This is a genomic window from Saccharibacillus sacchari DSM 19268 (assembly GCF_000585395.1).
Taxonomy (GTDB): domain Bacteria; phylum Bacillota; class Bacilli; order Paenibacillales; family Paenibacillaceae; genus Saccharibacillus; species Saccharibacillus sacchari.
The window spans coordinates 947,128-970,467 of sequence record NZ_KK073875.1 but is presented as its reverse complement, the minus strand read 5'-3'; the positions used below and the strand labels follow the sequence as shown (position 1 = coordinate 970,467).

17 protein-coding genes are annotated in these 23,340 nt (G+C 53.9%); 5 read left to right on the top strand and 12 right to left on the bottom strand.

Annotation, left to right across the window (positions count from 1 at the left end; genetic code table 11):
• Window positions 1-20 precede the first annotated feature (20 nt).
• The 3 genes from SACSAC_RS27885 to SACSAC_RS04275 form a co-directional block, all read right to left on the bottom strand.
• Window positions 21-167 carry a hypothetical protein gene (locus tag SACSAC_RS27885; RefSeq protein WP_156950942.1) on the bottom strand — a complete coding sequence of 49 codons (147 nt, stop codon included), beginning with the start codon at window positions 165-167 and terminating at the stop codon, window positions 21-23.
• 379 nt (window positions 168-546) lie between these two features.
• A complete protein-coding gene (gene yicI, locus SACSAC_RS04280) occupies window positions 547-2,952 on the bottom strand; it encodes an alpha-xylosidase (protein ID WP_037283820.1) in 2,406 nt (801 codons plus the stop codon).
• 186 nt (window positions 2,953-3,138) lie between these two features.
• On the bottom strand, window positions 3,139-4,173 hold the full coding sequence (locus SACSAC_RS04275; protein ID WP_037283817.1) for a LacI family DNA-binding transcriptional regulator: 1,035 nt from the start codon (window positions 4,171-4,173) through the stop codon (window positions 3,139-3,141).
• 292 nt (window positions 4,174-4,465) lie between these two features.
• Here SACSAC_RS04275 and SACSAC_RS04270 point away from each other — a divergent pair, with 292 nt between their 5' ends.
• The gene (locus SACSAC_RS04270) at window positions 4,466-5,182 is read left to right on the top strand and encodes a metallophosphoesterase family protein (RefSeq protein WP_037283815.1); all 717 of its coding nucleotides are present in this window, start codon (window positions 4,466-4,468) and stop codon (window positions 5,180-5,182) included.
• A 201-nt stretch (window positions 5,183-5,383) separates the two neighbouring features.
• Here SACSAC_RS04270 and SACSAC_RS26760 read toward each other — a convergent pair whose 3' ends face one another.
• From SACSAC_RS26760 to SACSAC_RS04255, 3 genes are all read right to left on the bottom strand, one after another.
• Window positions 5,384-6,136 (bottom strand): LppM family (lipo)protein, encoded by a 753-nt coding sequence (locus SACSAC_RS26760; protein ID WP_051506854.1) that lies wholly within the window; start codon window positions 6,134-6,136, stop codon window positions 5,384-5,386.
• A gap of 210 nt (window positions 6,137-6,346) precedes the next feature.
• Window positions 6,347-6,613: a YkgJ family cysteine cluster protein gene (locus SACSAC_RS04260; protein WP_037283813.1), complete on the bottom strand. Its 267-nt coding sequence runs from the start codon at window positions 6,611-6,613 to the stop codon at window positions 6,347-6,349.
• 1 nt (window position 6,614) lies between these two features.
• On the bottom strand, window positions 6,615-7,343 hold the full coding sequence (locus SACSAC_RS04255) for a peptidylprolyl isomerase (protein WP_084777901.1): 729 nt from the start codon (window positions 7,341-7,343) through the stop codon (window positions 6,615-6,617).
• 145 nt (window positions 7,344-7,488) lie between these two features.
• Here SACSAC_RS04255 and SACSAC_RS04250 point away from each other — a divergent pair, with 145 nt between their 5' ends.
• The 4 genes from SACSAC_RS04250 (at window position 7,489) to SACSAC_RS04230 (ending at window position 16,096) form a co-directional block, all read left to right on the top strand.
• On the top strand, window positions 7,489-8,172 hold the full coding sequence (locus SACSAC_RS04250; protein ID WP_037283811.1) for a TIGR00266 family protein: 684 nt from the start codon (window positions 7,489-7,491) through the stop codon (window positions 8,170-8,172).
• Between the two features lie 308 nt (window positions 8,173-8,480).
• Window positions 8,481-10,778, top strand: a complete 2,298-nt coding sequence (locus SACSAC_RS04245) for a YcdB/YcdC domain-containing protein (RefSeq protein ID WP_037283809.1) — start codon at window positions 8,481-8,483, stop codon at window positions 10,776-10,778.
• Between the two features lie 622 nt (window positions 10,779-11,400).
• A complete protein-coding gene (locus SACSAC_RS26755) occupies window positions 11,401-14,919 on the top strand; it encodes a S8 family serine peptidase (RefSeq protein ID WP_051506853.1) in 3,519 nt (1,172 codons plus the stop codon).
• 127 nt (window positions 14,920-15,046) lie between these two features.
• On the top strand, window positions 15,047-16,096 hold the full coding sequence (locus SACSAC_RS04230) for a hypothetical protein (RefSeq protein WP_037283807.1): 1,050 nt from the start codon (window positions 15,047-15,049) through the stop codon (window positions 16,094-16,096).
• A 110-nt stretch (window positions 16,097-16,206) separates the two neighbouring features.
• Here the strand turns inward: SACSAC_RS04230 and SACSAC_RS04225 are convergent, their stop codons facing one another.
• The 6 genes from SACSAC_RS04225 to gpmA form a co-directional block, all read right to left on the bottom strand.
• A complete protein-coding gene (locus tag SACSAC_RS04225; RefSeq protein ID WP_037283805.1) occupies window positions 16,207-17,157 on the bottom strand; it encodes an NAD(P)-dependent alcohol dehydrogenase in 951 nt (316 codons plus the stop codon).
• Window positions 17,158-17,320: 163 nt separating this feature from the next.
• Entirely contained in the window at window positions 17,321-18,310 is a 990-nt protein-coding gene (nrdF, locus tag SACSAC_RS04220; protein WP_037291985.1) for a class 1b ribonucleoside-diphosphate reductase subunit beta, read from the bottom strand.
• 288 nt (window positions 18,311-18,598) lie between these two features.
• Window positions 18,599-20,683, bottom strand: coding sequence for a class 1b ribonucleoside-diphosphate reductase subunit alpha (gene nrdE, locus SACSAC_RS04215; protein ID WP_037283803.1), 2,085 nt, complete (start codon window positions 20,681-20,683; stop codon window positions 18,599-18,601).
• Entirely contained in the window at window positions 20,670-21,029 is a 360-nt protein-coding gene (gene nrdI, locus SACSAC_RS04210; RefSeq protein WP_037283802.1) for a class Ib ribonucleoside-diphosphate reductase assembly flavoprotein NrdI, read from the bottom strand. Before nrdI ends, nrdE begins: the two co-directional genes overlap by 14 nt.
• A 794-nt stretch (window positions 21,030-21,823) precedes the next feature.
• On the bottom strand, window positions 21,824-22,402 hold the full coding sequence (locus SACSAC_RS04200) for a GNAT family N-acetyltransferase (RefSeq protein WP_037283798.1): 579 nt from the start codon (window positions 22,400-22,402) through the stop codon (window positions 21,824-21,826).
• Window positions 22,403-22,433: 31 nt separating this feature from the next.
• Window positions 22,434-23,183: a 2,3-diphosphoglycerate-dependent phosphoglycerate mutase gene (gene gpmA, locus SACSAC_RS04195; protein WP_037283796.1), complete on the bottom strand. Its 750-nt coding sequence runs from the start codon at window positions 23,181-23,183 to the stop codon at window positions 22,434-22,436.
• Window positions 23,184-23,340: the final 157 nt, after the last annotated feature.

Here is a 23,340-nt window from a genome sequence, read left to right as displayed (position 1 = left end):
TCTTTATGCGTCGATGACCATCAATCAAGGAACGACAGGATCGACGAAGGCGACGAGGGCATGTTAACAGCCAATGAAGCGGCATCGTTGCCCCACGTCCAGGCACTGATAATCAAAAGCCCGGCAGCTAGAACCACCAGCCATTTGTTTTTGTTGCGGTTCGGCATGGGAGACCTCCTTTTTCCAAAATGTTGAGGCACGGCATTTACTCAAACCGACCGGATGTCGCCGCAGATTCCGATTTTTATCGTATCCCGTGCACAGCACGAAAGCCGGGTACATGCCCGGCAGACCGATACGGCGCTTGCGTATGAGACGTATTCCAAAATGACGACGAAAAACCTTCAATTTTGTTCTATTCTAAAACAGGTTCGCGAGTAAAGCTATGATTTCCTTCTCTTTTTTGTGTGAAAGCAGTAAAGTTTTATCGCGAAAGCCGTACGAATCTGGAGCAATAGCCGAAAAAGCACGCTTTCCCGGTCAACGAGAAGCGTGCTTTTTTCGATGAATCGGCCCGATCTTCGTCAATGACCGATGCATGAATACCTACGATTTCAATGTGACCGTAAAAGTGCCCTGACGTTCGTTCGCAATAAGCGCCAAGCCTTGCGCAGCATCGCCGCTATCCAGAATCGAGGCGCCTTCAACCGAAGCGATTTCTTCGATTCCGCGCAGGACCAGCGTCCATGGACGTGCCGGCTGCTGCCGGCTGCCTTCCGATTCGGCAGTAACGGTCAACAGTTGACCTTCTCGGCGCACCCGAACGGCGAGTTGCGGTTGCCGGCTCGAAACCGATTCTCCCGGATCGCGATCCGGCAAAGATTGATCCGTTCGAGCCGCGTAAATCTCCGCGCTCGCCGTATAACCGTCTTCCAGCGCGAACAAGTGCAGCTGCGCGCCGTCGAGATAATCGTAATCCGGACGGGATTCTTCGCTGCCGAGCGCAAGCAGGGTGTTCGGACGGACGAACAGAGGCAGACCGAAGTAATCGTATTGCTCGCGCTGCCAGCGGCCTCCATGCACCTCTTCGCCGGTCAGCAGATGCGTCCAGCGCCCTTCCGGCAGGTAATACAAGGCTTCGCCGCGCTCGTTGAAGATCGGCGCGACCAGTAGCGATCCGCCCAGCATATATTGGCGATCCAGTTCCTCGACCGCCGGGTCTTCGCCGAATTCCAGCAGCATCGCCCGCATCATCGGCAGACCGCCTTGGACGGCCTCGATCGAAGCGGCGAACAGATACGGCATGAGCCGCATTTTGAGCCGTGTAAAATGCCGCAGCACGTCGCTCGCTTCGTCGTCGAACAACCACGGCACTCGGTACGATTGGCTGCCGTGCAGGCGACTGTGCGAAGAAAGCAGGCCGAATGCGCTCCAGCGCTTATAGATATCCGGCGAAGCCGTATTTTCAAACCCTCCGATATCGTGACTCCAAAATCCGAATCCGCACAGCCCCAGGGACAACCCGCCCCGCAAACTTTCGGCCATCGAGACGTAGGACGCCGTGCAGTCGCCGCCCCAGTGCACCGGGAACTGCTGGCCGCAAGTTGTCGAGGAACGCGCGAACACCAGCGCCTGATCCCGGCCTTTGATCTCTTCCAGCACTTCGAACACGGCTTTGTTGTACAGGAACGTGTAATAATTGTGCATCTTGACCGGGTCCGAGCCGTCGTGATACGCCACGCCCGTCGTCGGAATCCGCTCGCCGAAGTCGGTTTTGAAGCAATCGACGCCCATGCGAATCAACGGACGCAACTTGGACTTGAACCATTCCGTCGCATCGGGGTTCGTGAAGTCCACCAGCCCCATGCCGCCCTGCCAACGGTCCCATTGCCATACGTCGCCTTCCGGCGTTTTGACCAAATAACCGTGCTCCATGCCTTCCCGAAACAGAACCGATTTTTGCCCGATATACGAATTGATCCATACGCAGATATTCAGTCCTTTGGCTTTGAGCCGATCCAGCATGCCTTGCGGGTCCGGGAACTGCGACTCGTCCCAACGGAAATCGCACCATTGGAATTCCTTCATCCAGAAGCAGTCGAAGTGGAACACGTGCACCGGAATGCCGCGTTCGAACATGCCGTCCACGAAGCTGTTTACCGTTTGCTCGTCATAGGAAGTGGTAAACGAAGTGCTGAGCCACAGCCCATACGACCAAGCAGGAGGCAGCGCGGGGCGTCCGGTGAGCGCGGTATAGTTTTTCAGTACGTCCTTCAGCGTGTCGCCGCCGACGATATAGTAACGCAGCCGCTCGCCCGGCACGCTGAACTGCACCTTTTCCACCTGTTCCGAACCGACCTCGTACGAGACTTTTTCCGGATGATCGACAAAGACTCCGTAGCCGAAGCTGGATAGGTAAAAAGGGACGTTTTTGTACGCTTGCTCGCTGCACGTCCCGCCGTCTTCGTTCCAGAGATCGACGACCTGACCGTTTTTCACGAAAGGAGTAAAGCGTTCGCCCAATCCGTAAATCCGTTCGCCGACGCCGAGATCAAGCTGGTCGCGCATATAGACGTCGCCGTCGGGAGTGCGAATATGCGCAGGGCCTTTGTACCCGCTTCCGGTGAGCCGTCTGCCTTTGTAGTGGAAATGCGTGCTCCAGCCGTTGTTTTTATCGATATGCACGCTTAAGTCGCCGCTAGTCAGGATCGCGGAAGACTCATTTTCTGCAATGCGGATTTGGGTCGTCGGATCGGTTGCTTTTTCAAAATGAGGACCGAGTACCCGCTTGCCTTCGTGATGCACGGACTCGACGCAGATCACGTCGGGCAGGGGAGAGGAATAGCGAAAAGTGAGTATGGCGTTGTTGAGCGTATCGCCGCGGGAGATGATCTTTTTGGAGGCGGCAAAGACTTCGATGTCTTCCTCATGGGCGTGCAAATCGCGAACCTCCGTAGCGATATTGAGCGTCATGCCCGGGCGGACATGCCAGTAACCGTCGGTGAACTTCATCGGGCTATACACCATCCTATATATAATAGTAGAAAAAAATGAAAAGAGACTGCCGATACGGCTTCAAACAAGGAAAAAGAGTCGATTCATCGAAATGACGTACGTACATCATTTTTTCTTGAAAAAGAGGAGTGTCCGTCAGGTACGGAACTCCAAAAGCGAATTTCGGCTGGTTTGGGCGTGCATTCAGATGTAGTAGCGTGCGTTTTCCTTAGTCACTAGTTCTAATTTGGTGATATTTTCGCGCGTGTCGGGCAGTTTTCTTGAAGACAGATACTCAAACAGCGACTTTACGATCAGATAGCCTTGGTTAAAAGGGTCTTGGCAGATCGTGGCCGTCACCACGTCGCGTTGAAGCCCGTCATGAATTTCTTCGTTCATATCGTGCCCGATCAAAGCGACGCGTCCCGCAAGTCCTGCCGTCTCCAGATGCCCGGCAATGATATGCAGCTTAGCGCTGGCCACGTAAACGCCGTCCAAGCCTTCGAAATATTCAGCGAACGTCTCGAAAGACGTATATTCTTCTTGGTCGACTTTTAGCGGCGCTTGCAGTTGGATTTCCGGGTAATTGCCGATCACCTCACGGAATCCGGTCACCTTTTGCTGCATCTGAAAGTTGGTGTAAGACATGATCAGACCGATCCGACCGCGGCGTCCGGCAAGCCTGCATAACGTATCCGCGGCGAGACGCCCGGCCACCCGATAATCGCAGCCGACATAGAACATGCGCGAGCTCAGTGGCGAATCGCTGTTGAAGGTGCCGACGGTCAGATTGCGGCTTACCGCATGATCGATTACGTCTGTCATTTCTTGAGGATCATTGGGAGATATCGCAATGGCATCGTATTCGCCGGAATCGACAAGTTGAAGCATCGTCTTTTTCTGATCCGTGAGGTCATAGTCTTTGGAACGAATCGTGCGGACCCGAAGACCGAAATCGCGAAATTCGCGTACCGCCGCATCGATGCCCGTCTCTACCTGATTCCAGAAATACGCCGGCAGTTCCGGATAAGCGACGGCCAAAGAGATGCTGCGTCCTTTGGATAAAAAGCTCGCGGAGAGATTCGGCGTATACTCCATCTCGCGAACCTTGTTCATGACAAGTTCCGCGGTCTTCGGCTTGACGTTTCCCCGATTGTTGAGCACGCGATCCACGGTAGCGACGGAGAGTCCGACTTCTTCGGCGATTTCTTTGACGGTTAAGCGTTTCTTCGGTTTCATGGCATCGAGTCCTTTGCATGTAAAATTGGCCGGAATCCGGAGCGGGGCGAGGATGAAATCCATGTGTCGGTTGGTGAAGATGATAGACTACGCAATGAAAGCTGTCAATCAAAATGAGGGCTTTTTCGTTGAGGTTTGACGGAAGTGCATCATTTTGGGGAGCGCTTTATGTATTCCTTACCAAATGCGCTGTCAGAAGAGGATTCGGGGCTTGGACGCGTCTGGTTAGTCGCGGTAAAATGAGGATAAAAGGTTAGCGTTTCTTTAGCGGTTTCCGGGGAAGGGGAAAGCGATGGGCGAAGGCAGGAAGTTATTTATTACGGACATTCACGGGGAGTATCAAGGACTGATCGAGCTGTTGAGGGAAATGGATTATGACGCCTTCACCGATCAGCTTGTCGTGGGCGGCGATCTGATTGATCGGGGACCGGACAGCGCGCTGGTCATTCGTTATCTGCGTACGCTTCAGCGGATGCACCCGGATAACGTGGTGGTATTGACCGGGAATCACGAGGAGATGCTGCGCTGGTATCGGCAAGGCCAAACCAAGATGTGGCTGATCCACGGCGGGGCGGAGGCGTTGAAAAGTTTTGAACGTACCTTTGAAGATGACGCGGAGAGCAAGGAGAATTTGGATTGGCTGCTGAACCTGCCGATGGTGGCGGAGGATGAAGAATACGTGTATGTTCACGCGGGATTTATGCCGGATCAGCCGTTGTATACGCAGAGCCGAGATATTTTATGGATGTCGGAAAACGAGTTTTATGCGTACGGAGTCGAAGACGTGCTGAACGCGACGGGCGGTAAGATCGTCGTGCATGGCCATACGCCGTGCGAGTTTATTTGCTTTGACGGGGCGAGATTGAACTGTGACCTGGGATCGCATACGTATGCGATCGCGGAGTCGCGGGGACTTGCGTTGGTGGATCTGACGGGCGGAGAGTATGCGGTGTATAACTGCGGCAGTCGGGAGATTACGCGGCGGACGTGGCGGAGAGGCATATCTTAAACGTGCTATTTGGGCCTCTAAGGGTCTGCGGTTTCCGTTAGATTTTCTCAAGCGTCTGTTCGAGCGCGGTTAGAGTACGATTTTGCCGACTTCTTATTAAAAAAAGAAACGGAGACCGTTGTCAGCAGACAAACCGTCCCCGTTTCTTTTCTATGCTAAGCTTGAAAAATTCCTGCCTAACGAACAAGCGAACATCCCAACTCAAGAAGTCGGAGCGGAAGGCAATTCTTTCTTTTTCCGTTTACGGCGAACCAACCAGAACACGATTCCTCCGATTACCAGAATCAACCCCGCAGATGCCGCATAGATAATTCGCGTTACATTCGGTACGTCCAGCGTAAGCTCGATCCGATTCTCGCGGGTAGCCGCAAGATTCCAAGTCAACGTGCGTCCGTTATCCGACACGATATCCGCATTGTTCTCACCAGGCTTGATCGGCAATGTCAGTTTGAAACGGAAATCGAATTCGTTTTCAACAAATCCTCCCAACAGCTTCGATCCGAGAAACCCCGTGAGCGACGAAGACTCGCGCGGAATCAACTCCGGCGGATCGGCCACGATTACGAAATGATGGGTTGTGGAAAATAACTTCTCCTCCTTGCGATCTTCAACCGTAATCCCGTCCGGCATCTCGGGAAGAGGTCCGCCGTCAAACTCTACCGTTCGCGAAGCGCTGATGCCGGATTGCCCGTCTTGCCGAATTGCCTGAGCCTCCAGCCCTTGCTCCCGCAAACTTGCAGCAATCTTCTCCGGCAAATTCCCTTGTCCCAGCGTGTTCAAAGCAGAGTCGTCAATCGTGGCGTTCATTTTAATATCAGCAGTGCCGTCCGTCTTGACCGTCACGTCAATTTCTCCTTGCGCGCACGCGCTCAACAAAATTCCCAATGCCAAAGGCAGAAGCAGCATCGGCCAACGAACACGAATTTTTTTTGCAGACTGTTCCGATTGATTCATCAAACTCGCCACTTCCTTTTCCTCATCCGAATTCACGTTCTAACTATACCCGATTTCGCGAAATAGTTCACACCCGTACAAAACCCGGCCACAATTTGGAGCGGGAAACGAAGATTCGGTTCGAAGTAGATTTACCCTGGAATATCCCTGCTTTTCCAAAAGAAAAACCGCCCGGTAACGGACGGTTTTCACAGCAATGACGGAATTGAACTACGGTGTCGTTTCGCGTTCCAGCCATTCAAGGTAAGCAAAAGCCTCCTCGGTAGACGTTCCGCACATTTCAAGCGAAGGCGGCAGGCCGCCGCAGACCGCCGGGCGTTCGGGACTTCCGAACAGCTTGCAGCGTTTTTTCTCGTTGAGCTGCACGCAAGGCACGCCGGCGGGTTTGCCGTTCGGCATGCCGGGAATCGGCGAAGCGATCGAGACGGCCGTGCAGCAGGCTCCGCAGCTTTCGCGACATTCGAAATCGGTGCTCATCTTACTGGATTTTCTCCGGCTCCGGATACTCTTTGCCGAAGGTGTCCACCGTTACCGTCTTCATAGTCGCTCCTTCGGAAGAGGTCGGTTTATCGGCGCCGTCCGTCGGCAGTGCCGCGATGGCATTGACGACTTCCATACCTTCGATTACTTTGCCGAATGCCGCGTATTGCTCGTCGAGACTCGGTTGTTCAGCCAGCATGATGAAGAATTGCGAGCCGCCCGAATCCGGTTCGGATGTCCGGGCCATCGACAGAACGCCTTCGGTGTGTTTTAGATCGTTGGTGAAGCCGTTGGAAGTGAATTCCCCTTTGATCGCGTAGCCGGGTCCGCCGCCTCCGGTGCCGTCCGGATCGCCGCCTTGAATAACGAAGCCCGGAATAATGCGGTGGAAGCCTACTCCGTCATAAAAACCGGATTTGACCAGCGCGATGAAATTGTTGACGGTATTCGGCGCGATGTCCGGATACAGCTCCAACTTGATCAGGCCTCCGTTGTCCATTTCAATGGTAACCACCGGATTTTGCGTGCCGTCGGCAGAAGTGCTGGAGGTTGCCGGGGTGGTACTTGTCGAACCTTCTTCGGTCTGGGTTGGTGTTTGGGTCGTTTCTGTTGCCGGGTCGGCTTGCTGCTGAGGTGTCTGGGTGCCGCAAGCGGCCAGCAGAAGCAGGGTCAGCATCAGGAGTACGACCAGCGCGGATTTGCGTCCGGCTCTCCCGTTTTTGTGCATGGATGTTGCCCCCTTGATTGTAATTGTCGGCGATCTTTCGCCTTTTTGCGTATCGCTGCATCTGATTATAGCACAGCCTTGTACGAACTCCATTGCGCAGTAGGTAAAATCTCATTAAGATGGAGGGGAGAGGAGGCAATCAGACATGCAATATCAAATTTTGTATCAAGGCGCTTTTCCGCTGCTTCAGGTACAGCTTGATAGCGGCGAAAGCATCAAAGCCGAGTCCGGCGCGATGGTATCGATGTCGCCGAATATCGAGTTGAAAGGCACGACGGAAGGCGGCATCATGCGCGGCTTGGGACGGATGCTCAGCGGAGAGTCGTTTTTCTTCCAGGAACTATTGGCGATGGGGCGTAACGGGGAAGCCACATTGGCTCCGTCAAGCCCGGGCGCGATCGAAGCGGTGGAGCTTGACGGTTCCTACAGCTTGCTCGTGCAAAAAGACGGATTCCTCGCAGGGACTGCGGGCATCCAGGTGAACACGAAAATGCAGAATTTGAGCCGGGGACTGATGTCGGGCGAAGGCTTTTTCATCGTCGAAATCAGCGGCAAAGGCACGGTGTTCCTGTCTTCGTACGGAGGCATTCACGCGATCAATCTGCAAGCGGGGCAAGAAGTCGTCGTCGATAACGGGCATCTGGTCGCTTGGCCGGATTACATGCGTTACGATATTGAAAAAGCGTCCAAAGGTTGGGTATCCAGCTTTACCAGCGGCGAAGGTCTGGTCTGCCGTTTCCGCGGCGAAGGCGTCGTATTGATCCAGACTCGCAGTCCGAAGTCGTTCGGCGAATGGATCAGACCTTATATTCCGGGCGGGCGCAGTTAGGATCTCTGACGTTGACGAGGTACGAGTCATGATTCGTCAGAAATCTACATAAGCGAAAGCTAAACATCTGGCATGAATTGAAAAAGAAAGCTTCGGCGTCCGATTCGAACTCATTTGAATCGGGCGCTATTTTTGCTTTTCGACTTTTCAATCGTCCAGATCGGGCAGGCCCTTATTTTGTCATATTTTCGTATCCGATACGTAACTTCTCTTGGCATATCCGGTGATAAGATGATGTCGAGGCCGGGAAACCGGCTATTTGCGAACTTGACATTCCTTAACAACCATCTTCGAGAGGAGAATCGATCATGAAGACAATCAAACGGGAATTCCCGGCTTCGAGAAAAACGGCGGCTGCCGTATTGGCAGCGGCCATGTTGTGTTCGCCTGTACTGGCGACTCCGGCAGCGGCGGCAGAAACCGGCGAATCAATGAATTTTACGACGTCAGCGTTGACTCGGGCCGTGCCTGACGGCGCGAAAGTCTCGTCAGCCGAAGCGGCAGCGGCCGTACAGAAATTGTTCCCGACGCTCGCGTCGGCTCAAGTGACCACTGCGGATTACAGCGCCTATTACGAGGCAGACAGCAGCCCGATCAAGGCATGGAGACTTACATATGTACTATCCGATCGGGAAAACGCGAGTGCGTCGGTGTCGGTTGATGCCGTGAGCGGAATCGTGACGGATGCCTATCTGCCGACTCCAGCTCCCGGACAATCGGACCGCGAATTGACCGCAGAGCAGGCATCCGAGCAGGCGATTGCGTTCTTGCTGCGGGCGATGCCGGAGCGAAAAGCTTCTGATTTTGTCAAAGAAGGCCTTTCCTATGCTTATCACGAGGGCGCGTCCGTTACTCCGCTTTTTGGCAGCCCGAGCTATTCGTTCTCCTTCCGAATTAAAGTAAACGGCGTCCCGTCGCAAAGTGAAACGGTCTTTCTGTCGTTGGGTCAAAGCGGCGATGTGACCGGATATACGCGAAGCATCAATCGGCTCCCTTACCCGTCGGCAATGCCGAAGCTATCCGCGACCCAAGCCAAGCAAATCTTCGAATCGGAGTTTGCTCTGCAGTTGGCCTATCTGCCTATTAACGGCTGGGGCGCGCCTTCATCCGGTTATTACCTCGGTTACGTCCCTTATGATGCTTCGTTAGCACCGATCGACGCGAATAGCGGCAAGCTGCTTGATCCGCTGACCGGCCTACCGTATACCGAATCGATTGCCCGGGAAGGCGTCGCGCTTAAGACCGGAAGCTCTCCGGCTCCGGCTGCTCTTCGCACGGAAGAGGCGGCACAACTTCAGTTGAAGAAACTGGACTTGATTCCTTCCGGTTACAAGCTGACGGGACAGCAGACGTATACGCAGGACTATCCGGAGAAGAACACCAAGGTCTGGGTGCTGGATTTGAACCGTACGGTCAAAGGCAATCTTGGAAACATCAACGTGCAGCTGAATGCCCAGACGGGTCAAGTGTACAATTACTATTTATACGAACAGGATGCGCCGACGGGAGAACCCGTGAAGCCGACGGAAGCGGATCAATCGCGGGCTGTAGCTTGGGCTTCCAAGTTGCTTCCGAATGCAGGCGAGTGGAGATTGATCTCTGCGCCGAAAGAAGGGGATTGGAACCTGACGTATACGTTCTTGCGGTATGAATCGGATATTCCGGTCATGGGAGACACGGCTAGCGTTACCGTCGATGGCGAAGGCATGCTGACCGAATTCAATACGAGCGAACCTTCCGTTTCGATGACGGGCCAATTCCCTTCGGCCAATACGATCAACCTTACGGCTGCCGAAGCCAAAGCGAAGTTCCTGGAAGCCGTAACGCCGGAATTGTACTATAGTCGTTTTGACCGCCAATCGACGGACAAGTCTGAAAAGGGCGAGTCGGAGATTGGATTAACGTATCAGCCGATGCTCAAAACAGGCGGTCAGTTAAACGGCTTTAACGTGTTGGATGCTTCCAACGGAACATGGAAGAATCTATACGGGGCAAACTCGCTACAGCGTCCGTCTGCCGCGACGGCGGATATTTCGGGACATGAACATCAGGCTGCATTGGAAGAGATGTTGGATCATGCCGTGCTTGTCGCGGATGAGTCGGGCAAAGTGAATCCGGACGCCCAGTTGACGCGCGGCGAATGGGCCGACATGTTGGCACGCGCGATGCAGCCGGATTATTCGACCTACAATGCTTATGCAGGGATGTCTTTGTTCCGGGATGTAAGCGCGGATAGCCCTTATCAGGCGGCGATCGGCTTCCTCGTCAGTCAAAATTGGCTGAGACCCGACAAGTCGGCCGACTTCCTGCCGGATACGCTGCTGACTCGCGACGAGATGGCGCATGTCCTGATGGGGGTATTGAATTACGATAAGCTGGCCTTCTATTACAATTCGACGGTCGATCTGCCGGGAATCGCGGATGCTGCCGGCATCTCGCACAAAGGCGACGCCGCGCTGGCGATCAAGCTCGGTCTGCTGCCGGCAGTCGACGGCAATTTCCTGCCTCAACAAACCGTCACCAAAGCGGACGCGGCGGTCGTGCTTACGAAGCTTACGGACTTGCAAGGGAAGACCGACACGTTCATGAATTGGAATTCGTGGTAAAGCGAGAAGACTTTCTCGACCGCTTGACGCTTAAGCACGGCATCTTTCTCGGATGCCGTGCTTTTTGCTATGTCATCCGCAGTCAAACAAGCATTGTACGGAAACAGAATTAATTCCGACTAAAAAACTGCGAAATAAAACATAATCAAATTCCAAAAACGAAATTTTGAGTCTCGTGTAAAGCGAAATGTACAGAGTTTGGTTATAACTAAATTCCAAAAGGTTGCATATTGTCGAAACTTTAAGTCTTTTTACTCATAAGCAAGAGAGTAATAGTAACCAAAAGCCTTATTCAAGTTTATTTAAATCTGACAGATGCATAACACGAGTGAGACTTTTGCTTACTGTAAAAGGAATTCAGTTCAAGAAAAAGCATAAAAACACTTTAAATTTTCGACAAATTTTGTCGATTGGAAGATTTGAAACACTTTTCCTTAAAAATTTACAGGTGGTCAACTCTTTTGGCTGATGCTAGCATAGGTGGCAAGCTTTTTGACGAGGGAAGGAAGGAGGACCGTTTTAAAACGTATTATTGGATGACCTGTAAACATAGCTGACAGGAAGTGTGCTTAAGCTCCACGAACGCGATTCATATTTTACGAATAAGAGAGGGGAAGTTGCATTGAAAAAAGAGCAGCATCTGTTCCGTAAACTGTCTGGAGTATCGTTAAGTCTCGCTTTGGTCTTGGGTGCAGCGCTCCCGACCGCAGCCTCCGCGCAATCGCCGAGCGGGCTCGTTCCGTTCAACCTATCCAAAGATTCGATCAATAACGGGGCCGCGGACGGCGCGATCAGCACGTTCTCCCTCAAAGGCCGGGATCCGGCTTCGATCATTTCGCCTAAACTGGACACCAAGTCTCTACATACCGTGCGTGCGATCGTGCAGCTCAGCCGGGAACCGGTAGCCGCTGCCGAATCGTCCGCCAGCGAAGCCGGATTGCGAAGTTTTTCCGCAACCGCGACGGAGCAGTTGGTCGACAGCGAGCAAGCCGACTTCCTGAGTCAAGCCGCGGCGCTGGGCATCAACGTGAAGGTCAACTATCAATATAATACGGTCCTGAACGGACTTGAGGTGACGGTGTCGTCGAAAGATCTGTTAACGCTGGCCTCGATTCCGAACGTGGTCGCGATCGACGAGAACCAGACGTATTACGAAATTCCGATCGACGAGACGGAAGCTTCGGCGGGGGATAACTTCGAGATTCAGCCGCTGAAACAGATGGGCGTCGATGAAGCTTGGGCGGACGGATTTACCGGAAAAGGATTGAAGGTCGGTGTCATCGATACCGGCGTCGATTATCTGCACCCGGATCTGAAAGACGCCTACAAAGGCGGTTACGACTCCTTCGAGCAGGATAACGATCCGTACGAGGAGCCGCCGGTCGAAATTAACGGCACGTCTTACGCGGGAACGAGCCACGGCACGCACGTCTCCGGCACGATCGTCGGACGCGGAACGAACTCGACGTCGGAACTCGTGCAAAAGGGCGTCGCGTACGAAGCCGATCTGTACGTGTATAAAGTGCTCGGCCGCAATATCGAGACGGGACGCGCTTCCGGTTCGTCCGCTCAGGTCATCGACGGCATCGAGCACGCGGTAAAAGACGGCATGGACGTCATCAACTTGTCGTTGGGCTCGGATTCGAACAAAGATCCGAACTCCCCGGATGCGGTGGCGATCAACAATGCCGTATTATCCGGCGTAACGGCGGTCATTGCCAACGGCAATGCGGCTGACTCGGGTCCTTACTATTATTCGATGGGTTCCCCGGCTTCGTCGCAATTGGCGATCTCGGTCGGTGCCACGACAAGCGAGAGCAGCCACTACACGGGCACGTTCTCGGCTTCGGTCGGCGAAGCTCCGGCGGAAGAGACGCCTGTGGAAGAAGCACCGGATACTGTACCGGCTCCGGAAGAAGCGGTAGAACCGGAAGCTCCGGCGGCGGACGCGGAGAATGCGGAAGAAGCAGCGGCGCCGGCATCCGAACAACCTGCGGCTGATGAATCGGCGGCAGAAAACGCGGCTCTCGAAGCTCCTGCGGCAGACGCAGAGAATGCGGAAGAAGCAGCGACTCCGGTATCCGAACAACCTGCGGCTGATGAACCGGCAGCAGAGGACGCGGCTCCGGCTGCAACGCAAGAACAGCAACCTGCCGATACGGTATCCCAAGCAGTATACGGTCCGTACACGCAAGACATTCTGGCTTGGAAACTCGGTCAGGAAGACTTCGCGTCGCTGCTCGGCACGGAGCCGAACGATGCGGTCTATGCAAACCTCGGCACCGACGCGGACTATGACAAGTTGGCTGACGACGGCATCGACGTAACAGGCAAAGTGGTAGTGGTTTCCCGCGGCAACCTGACGTTTGACGCCAAAGTGCGCGGAGCTGCGGCACACGGAGCCAAAGCAATCGTAATCTTCAATGGCAACACGTTAGCCGGCAACCCGAATCAAGCGGATCTGTCCGAATCGCTTCCGGGACGCGATGAACCGGTCGGTTCGCTCGCATTTCTGGGAGACAGCTTCGATTATGTGCCTTACTTCGACATGAGCGGGGTCGAGGGCCGCAAGCTGGCTCGCGAATTGGTCGAATCGGGTTCGCCTGAATTCGACATCACATTCGGAAGCGAGTATCCGAAGACCGTCGTCGAAGGCGACCGGATGGCAAGCTTCAGCTCGCGCGGCCCGAACGGCGACGACGATCTGAGCATCAAGCCGGACGTTGTGGCGCCGGGCGTCAATCTGTTGTCGACTTATCCGGAATACGGCAAATTCGATAGCGGCGTCAGCTATGATGAAGCTTATGCCCGTTCCAGCGGTACAAGCATGGCTTCGCCGCATGTCGCGGGACTTGCCGTGCTGCTGAAACAAAAGTATCCGGAGTGGACGCCGTTCGATGTTCGCGCAGCGCTGGCGAATACGGCGGATACCATTTCCGATGAAGACGGAACGCCTTACGATGTGTATTCCCAAGGCGCGGGACGCGCTTATGTAGCGGATGCGCTGGATACTCCGGCATTGCTGCAAGCTGTCGAAGAAATCAAGATTCTGAACACGGATCTGGTTGAAGTTCCGGTGACGAACTATGCTTCCTCGACGGCGTTCGGCGTACTGAGCGCGGACAGCGAAGAGGTTAGCCGCGAACTGCAGCTGAAAAGCGTGACGGGAGCGCCTGTTTCTTACTCGGCAAGCGTAGTATGGCACGATAATGTAACTTCCGATCCGACGAACCCGATCGCTACGCCGGATACGAGCAAAATTTCGGCGGAACTGACAGGGCTCGGAACAGGCAACACGGTTACGGCTTCCGCGGGAGCGCCGGGAACGTTCGAACTGGCGATTGATCCGGCATCCGATGCGGCTCAAGGCGTGTACGAAGGCGAAGTGCTTCTGCAATCGGCAAACGGACCCGATCTGCATCTGCCGTTCGCGGTGCATATCGGAGACGAGAAACCTTCGACCGGCTTCGGCATCCAGGATATCGAACTGTCGGAACGCATTATTACGCCTGACGGCGACGGTAATCGCGATACGACCGATGTATCCTTCACGTTGTCGGCGGATGACGTGAACTATATCCAGATCGCGGTATACGGCATCGACGACAAGTATATCGGCCTGCTGGATCAGATTTACAACGAAGACGCGAACGGCAGCCTGGCGCTGCTGGAACCGGGTCGCTATACGTTCGAAGACCTGGACGATTATTACCTGAACGAGAATACCGGCAAGGTCGGCCAGCTCGCTCCGGGAACGTATCAGCTCGAGATTTTGGCTACCCAACTGGATGATGCCGGATACGTGGTCGACGAGATCGAATACCTGGCTTACTCCAGCTACCGCATCGCGGATCGCAGAGAGCTGCTGGTCGACGAAGCGATCGCCGCGTTCGACAAGCAAGCCGCTGTAGTCAACACGACCCGCATCGGACCTAACGTATTGGAATTGAAATCGACAAGCGAAGTCAAATTCCAAGTGACGGGCAGCGACCATCCGAACCTCATCAACAGCAAGGGAGCCCTGCGCGCCCTGCCGAATGAGCCGACGGTCGTGAACCTGGAGGTTACGGCTTCCTACAAGAAAAATTCCAGAATCAACGAGACGTTCACCGTACCGGTGACGCTGCTGCCGAAGAAGTAAAAGGTAGCTGAAGATTCGGGCGCCTTTGCGGGATTATCCGCAAAGGCGCTTTTCTTTTGCGCGGAGAGTGAGGAAATCGAGTTGTTTTTCGTTCAGTTTATATAGAAGGAAAAAGGAGGGAAGACGGATGTATGCGTGGCTTAGAAACTACAGCGAACTGGAGTACGAACCGGAACGTCCTTTGCAACGGTTTAATCCGGGTACGGCATTCCCGCAGATCAGTTGGGAAAAAATCGAGACTTCACCTGTGAAACAAATGAGCTTGATCGGACAGTTTTTTTCGGTAAATCAGGCTTGGTGGAACGCGTCGATGCAATCGTCGATCGTTTATCGTTCGGAAGAATCCAGAAACATCATCATGAAGGAAATTGCCCCTCATTTCGAGAAGGTCATGGCAGGCGCGGAGGCAGGAGAATCGCAAGAGCATATAACTCAGTGGAACCTGTCGTTGAAGCAGTTTAGGCCGGAGTCTTTGGAATTATTCGAACAGACGCCAACTGCGGCTCTGTCGCTCCTGAAAGACATATATCGCCATCGTAATTTCGACGACTCTTATATGGAAAAAGGAAGGTCGCAGCCCTCGATCCGTTTCCGTATCGATCCGGCGCAGCTTGAACCTTGTCCCGTTTCGTTATTGACCGATCTAACCCCGCTGAAGGAGTTCCTGCGCATGACGTTTTTCGATAAGCGGGAACCGCCCGAGTACGCAGTAACGCCGCTCGGCTGGACGTTGGACGATGACTTGAAACACTCGCCGGCTTTGCGTTTTTTCGCAAGCTTCGTGCCCACGCTGGAGCTGTACGTGGATGCGGCAAGCAATCAGGTTGATTTTGTATTGATGTCGTTTTCTTCCATGACGCATGTGCTTAAATTGAATCGGACCAAGCCTTCCGAGCCGCGCGTGCATCAAGATCATCTCTATTTTGATATGGGACAGCAATTGGTTAAGGTCGTCGATCTGAAGGCGGCGGAGCAAAAAGCGAAAACGGAGAAGCTGACGGCTTGGGAACAAATCGAGGGTCGGTCGGTGTATTTGCGCAACGAGGGAGTTGCGTTCGAAGAATTCAATCATGAAAAGAACGGAGAGATTCCGCAAGGCGTATTTTTCCTGCATGATCAGCCGACAATGAACCGCATGCTGGATGCCGTGCTGCATGAACTTGCGAAGCGATCCTAACATATAAAAAAAACCGACTCTAAGCCGCGTTGCTTAGAATCGGTTCTTTGCATTGCATCTATTGCGAGTCGAAAAAAGCTGCCGCTTAAACAGATTTTATCCGCATAACGTTACTCCGGCGCCGTCCGGATCACGACTTTCCCGCGCGTTTTCCCGGATTCCGCAAGCTCGTACGCCTGACGCGTTTCGTCCAGCGGAAACACGGCTTCGATCAGCGGTCTCAGATTGCCTTCGTCGCACCATTTTCGCATTAGGCTCAGGTCGGTATCGTTGGAGTTCGCCATGAAGAAACGGGCTTTGCGGCCTTTTGATCCGGTCAGCGCGCGTCGAAGCATCACGGAAGGACCCGGTATCGTCGTCACGTAAGTACCTTGCTCATTTAAAAGAGAACGGCACTCGCCGAACCCGGATTTGCCCGCCGCGTCGAAAATGACGTCAAATGCCTGTCCGCTCTGCCGGAAGTCTTCTTGATCGTAAGCAATCACGGCGTCGCAGCCGAGCGCTTTGGCCGTCGATGCGCCGGAAGACCGGCAAACGCCCGTCACGTGAGCGCCCGCGATCGCGGCCAGCTGCACCGCATAATGCCCGACGCCGCCCGTAGCGCCGATCACGAGCACCTTCATGCTGGGCTTCAAGCCGCCTTCGCGCATCAGCGCCTGGTAAGCCGTCGAGGCCGCCAGCGGAACGGCAGCGGCTTCCTCGAAGCTGAGCGACGCCGGCTTTTTCGAAGCGACCGAAGCTTTGCAGCACAGCACCTCCGCCGATGCTCCGCCCTGCGAAGCGCCGTTCGTGAATCCGTAGATTTCATCGCCTGCTGCAAATCCGCTTACCCCTTCGCCGCACGCCTCTACGATCCCGGAAAAGTCGGAGCCCAGAATCTTGGGGAAACGAAAGCCAGACAAGAAAAACATATACCCTTTGCGCACTTTGAAATCAATCGGATTGATCGAGGTAGCCTGCATGCGCACTTTGAGTTCGCCTGCGCGGAGTTCGGGTTCCGGTCTGTCTTGTATCTGAAAAGCGTCGGGTCCGCCGTACTTGGTGATCACTGCTGCTTTCATGGTTGGAATCGCCCGCTTTCTGTCGACTTTCTGCGTACGACTCGATCATACCCGTTTTCCGATTAAAAAAGAAGCTTCGCTGACGACGGAACTCCGATCGAAACCGGAATGCCGAACGTAAACGAAACTTCTGAACAGGAAAGGGATAAAAGAAATACCGAACTTACAGTCCGCTCGTTACCGGCGCTTCCGCGCTGTCGAACAGGAAGTCTTCGTCGCGCAGCGGCTCCACGTGAACCGTGCGCACATAACCGTTGCCTTTTTTGGAGAAGAAGTCATGCTGCTTGGTTTGCGTTTTCAGACCGTTAAGGACGATCGGGTTGATGCTTTCGTCGTCTTCTTCGAACTGCGGCTCGAGGCCGAGGTTCATCATTGCTTTGTTGGCATTGTAACGGACGAACTTGTTCACTTCTTCCGTCAAGCCGATCTTCGTGTACAGCTGCTCGGTGTACTGTTCTTCGTTCGCTTGCAGCGTGTGCAGCAGCTCGTACAATTCCTTCGTCGCCGCTTCGGCTTCCGATGCCGGGAGGTCGCGCAGGATTTCCTGAGCCAGCACGCCGACGTACAGGCCGTGGATGCTTTCGTCGCGGAGGATCAAGTCGATGATCTCGCCGCTGCTCGTCATTTTGCCTTGTCCGGCCAGGTAGAGAGGGTAGAAGAAGCCGCTGTAGAACAGGTAGCTTTCCAGCATAACCGAAGCGCCCATAGCCAGATAGAGGTCTTTTTGCGTCTCGATGTTTTGGTAATACTTCGAGATGATCGACGCTTTTTTCTGAAGCAGCGGATTTTCTTCGACCCAACGGAAGACTTTGTCGATCTCTTCGGTGGACGCGAGCGTCGTGAAGATACTGCTGTAAGATTTGGCGTGGATTTGCTCCATCATGCCCATGAAAGCCAGAACGGCTTTGCGTTGAAGGTTCTCGACGTGCTCCATGATTTGCGGCATGCCGACTCCGCCTTGTACCGTATCGAGCAGCGTCAGGCCGCCCAGGACCTGCATGTACGCTTCTTGCTCGTCCGGCGTCAACGTAATCCAGGACATTTTGTCGTCGGACAGCGGGATTTCGTCGTCCGTCCAGAATTGCATAATATTTTGGTTCCAGAACATCAGGGTGAAGTCGTCGGCAGGACGGTTCCAGTTCACGGCTTTAATCATGTTCGGTCATCCCTTTCTCTCGTGGAGTCTATATAAATCGAATGTATATAAAAAGTTTAATTGTCTATTGTTGGTTGCAACAATCGCAGATAATGACCATTCCTAACAGAACGGCGCACAAGTTACTTATTATGAGCGATAAAATTGCAAAAGTAAAGCGGGGCGTTTTTGTTGGACCGGCAAACCGGATCGTGAAAAGGCGCCCCGCGGGTTCTGGTTAATGTTGAGGTGGAACTGATCTCGCATGATGAATCAAGATCGGATCGACTTTGATTCGAAAAAAGCTTAGATCGCGCAGCTGATGCACTCTTCCACGCTCAAGTGGTTGGTACGCGTGTAGTAAAGAGCCTTCAGGCCTTTGCGTGCCGCGTACAGGTAGTAACGTGCCAGTTCGCGCGTCGTCACGTTGCTGTTGACGTGCAGGATCGCCGAGATGCCTTGGTCGATATGCTCTTGAATGACCGAGATCATGTCGATGACTTTGAATTGGTCCATTTGATACGCCGATTTGTAGTAGAAGAAGTTATCCTGCGCCAAATAAGGCATCGGGAAGTATGTCGTCGAGTTGGCGTACGTACGCGTCTCGATCGCGTCGACGATCGGCATTACGCTCGACGTCGAGTTTTGGATATACGAGATGCTTTGCGTCGGCGCGATTGCCAGACGGTAAGCGTGATAAAGGCCGTTTGCTTGGACCAAAGTACGCAGGTGCGCCCAGTCGGCAGTCGTCGGGATGTGCATGTCGCCGAACAGCGCTTTGATTTTATCCGTGCGCGGGCTGTAATCGGTCTGTACGTACTTGTCGAAGTATGTACCCTTTGCATATTCGGATTGCTCGAAGCCTGCGAACGTTTCGTTGCGATCGCGCGCGATTTCCATGCTCTTTTCGATCGAGTAGTAGTTCATCATCATGAAGAACGTGCGCGCGAAGTCGATCGCTTCGTCGCTTTCGTACGCGATTTTGTTCTTAGCCAGGTAGCCGTGCAGGTTCATCGCGCCGAGGCCGACGGAGTGCATCTCGCGGTTCGCTTTGGCCACGCCCGGAGCGTTTTGCACTTCGGTCATGTCGCTGACGGCCGTAAGTCCGAGCATCGCTTCGTGTACCGACTCCTGCAGCTTGCCGTGATCCATCACGTTCGCGATGTTCAGGGAAGCCAGGTTGCAGCTGATGTCGCGGCGGATATCGTTGGCTTGTCCGTAATCGCCGATCGTCGACGTTTCTTGCAGCTGGTAGATCTCCGTGCACAGGTTGGACATTTTGACCATGCCCAGATCTTTCAGCGCGTGATTGTTGTTGGCGTTGCTTTTGTTCATGATATACGGATAACCGGATTCCAGCTGAACCATCGCGATTTTGACCAGCATGTCGCGCGCGCTCATCACGGTTTTTTTCTTGATTTTGTCGTTGGCGAGCAGTTCGTCGTACATCTCGTCGATATCGAGGTCGTCGAGGTGTTTGCCGTATTCTTTGTACACGGAGTACGGTCCGAATACCACGAGCGGTTTGTTCTCTTCCGCCAGCTTGTAGAAGCGGTTCGGAACAATCAGGCCGATCGACAACGTCTTCAGACGGGATTTTTCGTCGGCGTTGATTTTTTTGCTGTCGAGGAATTCAAGCACGTCCCAGCCGAAAATGTTGTAGTACGCCGCGCCGGAGCCTTTGCGTTGACCCATTTGATCGGCATACGAAAAAGCGTCTTCCATCAATTTCAGTACCGGCATAACGCCTTTGGCCGCGCCTTCGACGCCTTTGATCGGCTCGCCGCGTCCGCGCAGTTTCGACAGGTTGACGGCTACGCCGCCGCCGATTTTCGACAGCTGCATGCAGGTCGACAGCACGTAGTTGATCGAGTTGAGCGCATCGTCCATTTCCAGCAGGAAGCACGATACCAGTTCGCCGCGGCGGCTTTTGCCCGCGTTCAGGAACGTCGGCGTCGCAGGCTGCACGCGCTGCTCCATGATTGCGGTCACGAGCGATTTCGCCGTTTCCACGTTGCCGCCGCCCAGGTGCAGCGCCACGATCGCCGAACGGTCCGCGTACGTCTCGAGGTACTGCGCTTTGTCGTTGCTTCTCATCGCGTAGTCCGTGTAGAACTTCGAAGCGGCCATGTACGAAGCGAATTCGAACGGCACGTTGTGCGAAGTCTCGAATACCGAAACGACTTCCTCGCGGGTGTAATTCGCGTACACGTTCTCGTAGTAGTCGTTTTCGATCATGTAATCCACTTGAGAACCGAAGTCCGGGAAAGTCAGGCTGCGCTGCTGTACTTCTTCCATGAATGCGGCTACCGCTTCTTTATCTTTCTCGAGACGGAAAAATCCGTCGGCGTTTCTCAGCATCAGTTGGTTGTTCAGTTCAATATGCCGCAAGGGTGTTCAGCTCCTCTTTAAAATGTAGAATGTCTTTATTCGTTCCCGATAATTCGAATTTGCACAATACCGGTACGCCGTAAGTTTGGGAAATCGTGTCTGCGCTTTTGGCAAAAGAAAGTCCCCAGTTGCGGTTGCCGCTGGCGGATACGCCGCGCAGTTGCTGGCCGTTGTTCTGGAGAAACTGATTGACTTTGTCCGGTATTTGACCGAAGCCCGTTGTATAAGTGACGAGGATGAAAGGCTCTTCCAGCTTCATCGTTTCGTCGATTTGAACCGCGGGGAGATCCAGTTTTTCGATAAACCTCCGCACGTTTCCTGTTCTGGAATCGTAAGCGATCACCATGTTCTTTCACGCTCCTTGATTGCCCGGTTAAATCTATATCTAGTTTTATCCGGGTCAGTGTTACTCATTTTATAACCAGATATGGGGTTTGTCAAAGCACAAATTTTAGAAAATAAAAGAGTCGGAAGTGGGAGAAAAGGCGAAAACGAGAGCAATTAAGGGAAAAAAGACGTTTTTGCAACGGAACTTTCCCTAAACGGGGATTGACGGACAAAAGAGTAAGGAGGCTTTTTCGGAAATGCCGCAATGGTGCGGGGTACGGGATTGATCAAGACAGAAAGAAGGTCTTCAGTCGACAAGAAGTGCAAATTAATTTTTTTGAACAAAGTGATAAAAAGTTAGTTATGCGGGAAAAGGATGGGGACAAGCCGTGGAAAACCGATAGATTCGAGCGGCACAAACTGTGGATGGCGGGGATAATTCAGGGCGGTCGATTGTGGACGACGGGGATAATGGGGATAGGCGGAGGATGGCGGGAGACTGGGTTCGGCTGGTAAGCGAGGGAGCGCTGCGGGAGAAATTCGTTCGAGCCGCTGTTTCGCTTATAAAGTCTCCGACTTTATAGCTCAAAGGCGTCCCTCACTGAATTTCTCCCTCCGCTCGGCGCTTCCGCCGAAAAGGCTCCCGGCATCGTGATGGATGAAAGGGGGGAAAAGGATAAAAGAATAAAAGACATAGTTGTGATCAGTACATCCAGTAAGCAGAAAAGGAATAAGCCCAGCTCTGCTGGACTTATTCCTTCGTATAAAGGTTGAGCATATGGACGTGCTTGCGGTTGCTTCCAAGCATTGCGTTCAGGCTGGGATCGCTTTGATCATACGTTGGTATCGATGACCGCTCAGGTCGAGCCAGCCGTCGGGGGAGTAGCCTAGACGTTCGTAGAGGGCTCTGGCTTTGGTATTTTCGCTTTCGACGAGGAGCATGGCTCGGGATTGGCCGAGGTCTGCCGCGCGTTGTTCGAAGGCTTCGATGAGGCGGGTACCAAGGCCTGCGCCTCGGTAGGCGCCGCTGACGGCTAAAGAATCCAGGTAGTATTCGCCCGGATTGGCTTCGGGAACCAATCCGTCTGTCGGCAGACCGCGTTCTTGCAGGCGACGCAGTAAAGGGATATCGAGGGCTGCGGCTTGTTCGCCGGGATAACTCAGGACGAAGCCCGCGATGCCGCCGTCTTGGTCTTCGCAGACCAGGGCGTTATCGTAGCCGAGGCGGCAGCCCGGAAGTTGAAACAGCCCTTCCAGTACTTCCAGCGTATCGGGAAGGTCGGTCGTTCCCGCGATGGTGTGGGCGATATCGCCGATTGCTTCGTACATGAGCAGCGAGACCGCTCTTGCATCGGTCGGCACGGCAGGGCGAACGGTAAAGTTGCCGGTCATGTTGAACACTCCTTTCTGGCTTGGATAGTAATCAATCGGGATCGTGGTTCGGATCGGCGGCTTGACGCTTTTTCTCTTCGACGTGCGTCGGATGGCCGAGATAGAAGCGGCGGAGCGGTTTCACGTCGTCGTCCAGTTCATAGACGAGCGGAACGCCGGTCGGGATATTCAGATCCAGCAGTTCGTGTTCTTCAAGATCTTCCATGAATTTGATCAACGCGCGAATCGTATTGCCGTGCGCCGCGATCAAGATATGGCGGCCGTCCTGCACCAGCGGCACGATTTCTTCGTCCCAAAACTCGCCTACGCGCTCGATCGTATCTTGCAGGCTTTCGCCGGCGGGAAGCTGCTCCGTCGGTACATCGGCATAGCGAGGATCTGAATTCGGAAGCCGTTTGTCGCCCGGTTCAAGCATCGGCGGGCGTACGGAAAGGCTGCGCCGCCACAGATGCACTTGCTCCTCGCCGTATTTTTCGGTCGTTTCGGGTTTGCTCAATCCTTGAAGCGCGCCGTAATGACGTTCGTTCAGCTTCCACGACTTCTCTTCGGGAATCCATAACAGCCCCAACTCGTCCAGCGCATAGTGCAGCGTCTTGATCGAGCGTTGAAGCACCGAAGCGAACGCGATATCGAAGGTATAGTCCGATTCCCGTAAAATGCGTCCGGCGTCTTTCGCTTCCTCGATTCCGTGCTCGGTCAGGTTAACGTCCGTCCAGCCGGTAAACAGGTTCTTTTGGTTCCATTCGCTTTGTCCGTGTCTGATCATCACTACCCGATACATATCCGCATCTCCTTTTGGCAAAATTTCGGCGTCGTTCAAAAAGCCCCGTGCAGCGAACCGTCAGGTCCGGAGACCTTAAAAAGCCCTCCTGTCCGGCGGAAGCCGGGCAGAGAGGGCGCAGTGCTTACGCAAGCATGCTATTCAAGTCGGGTAAAAG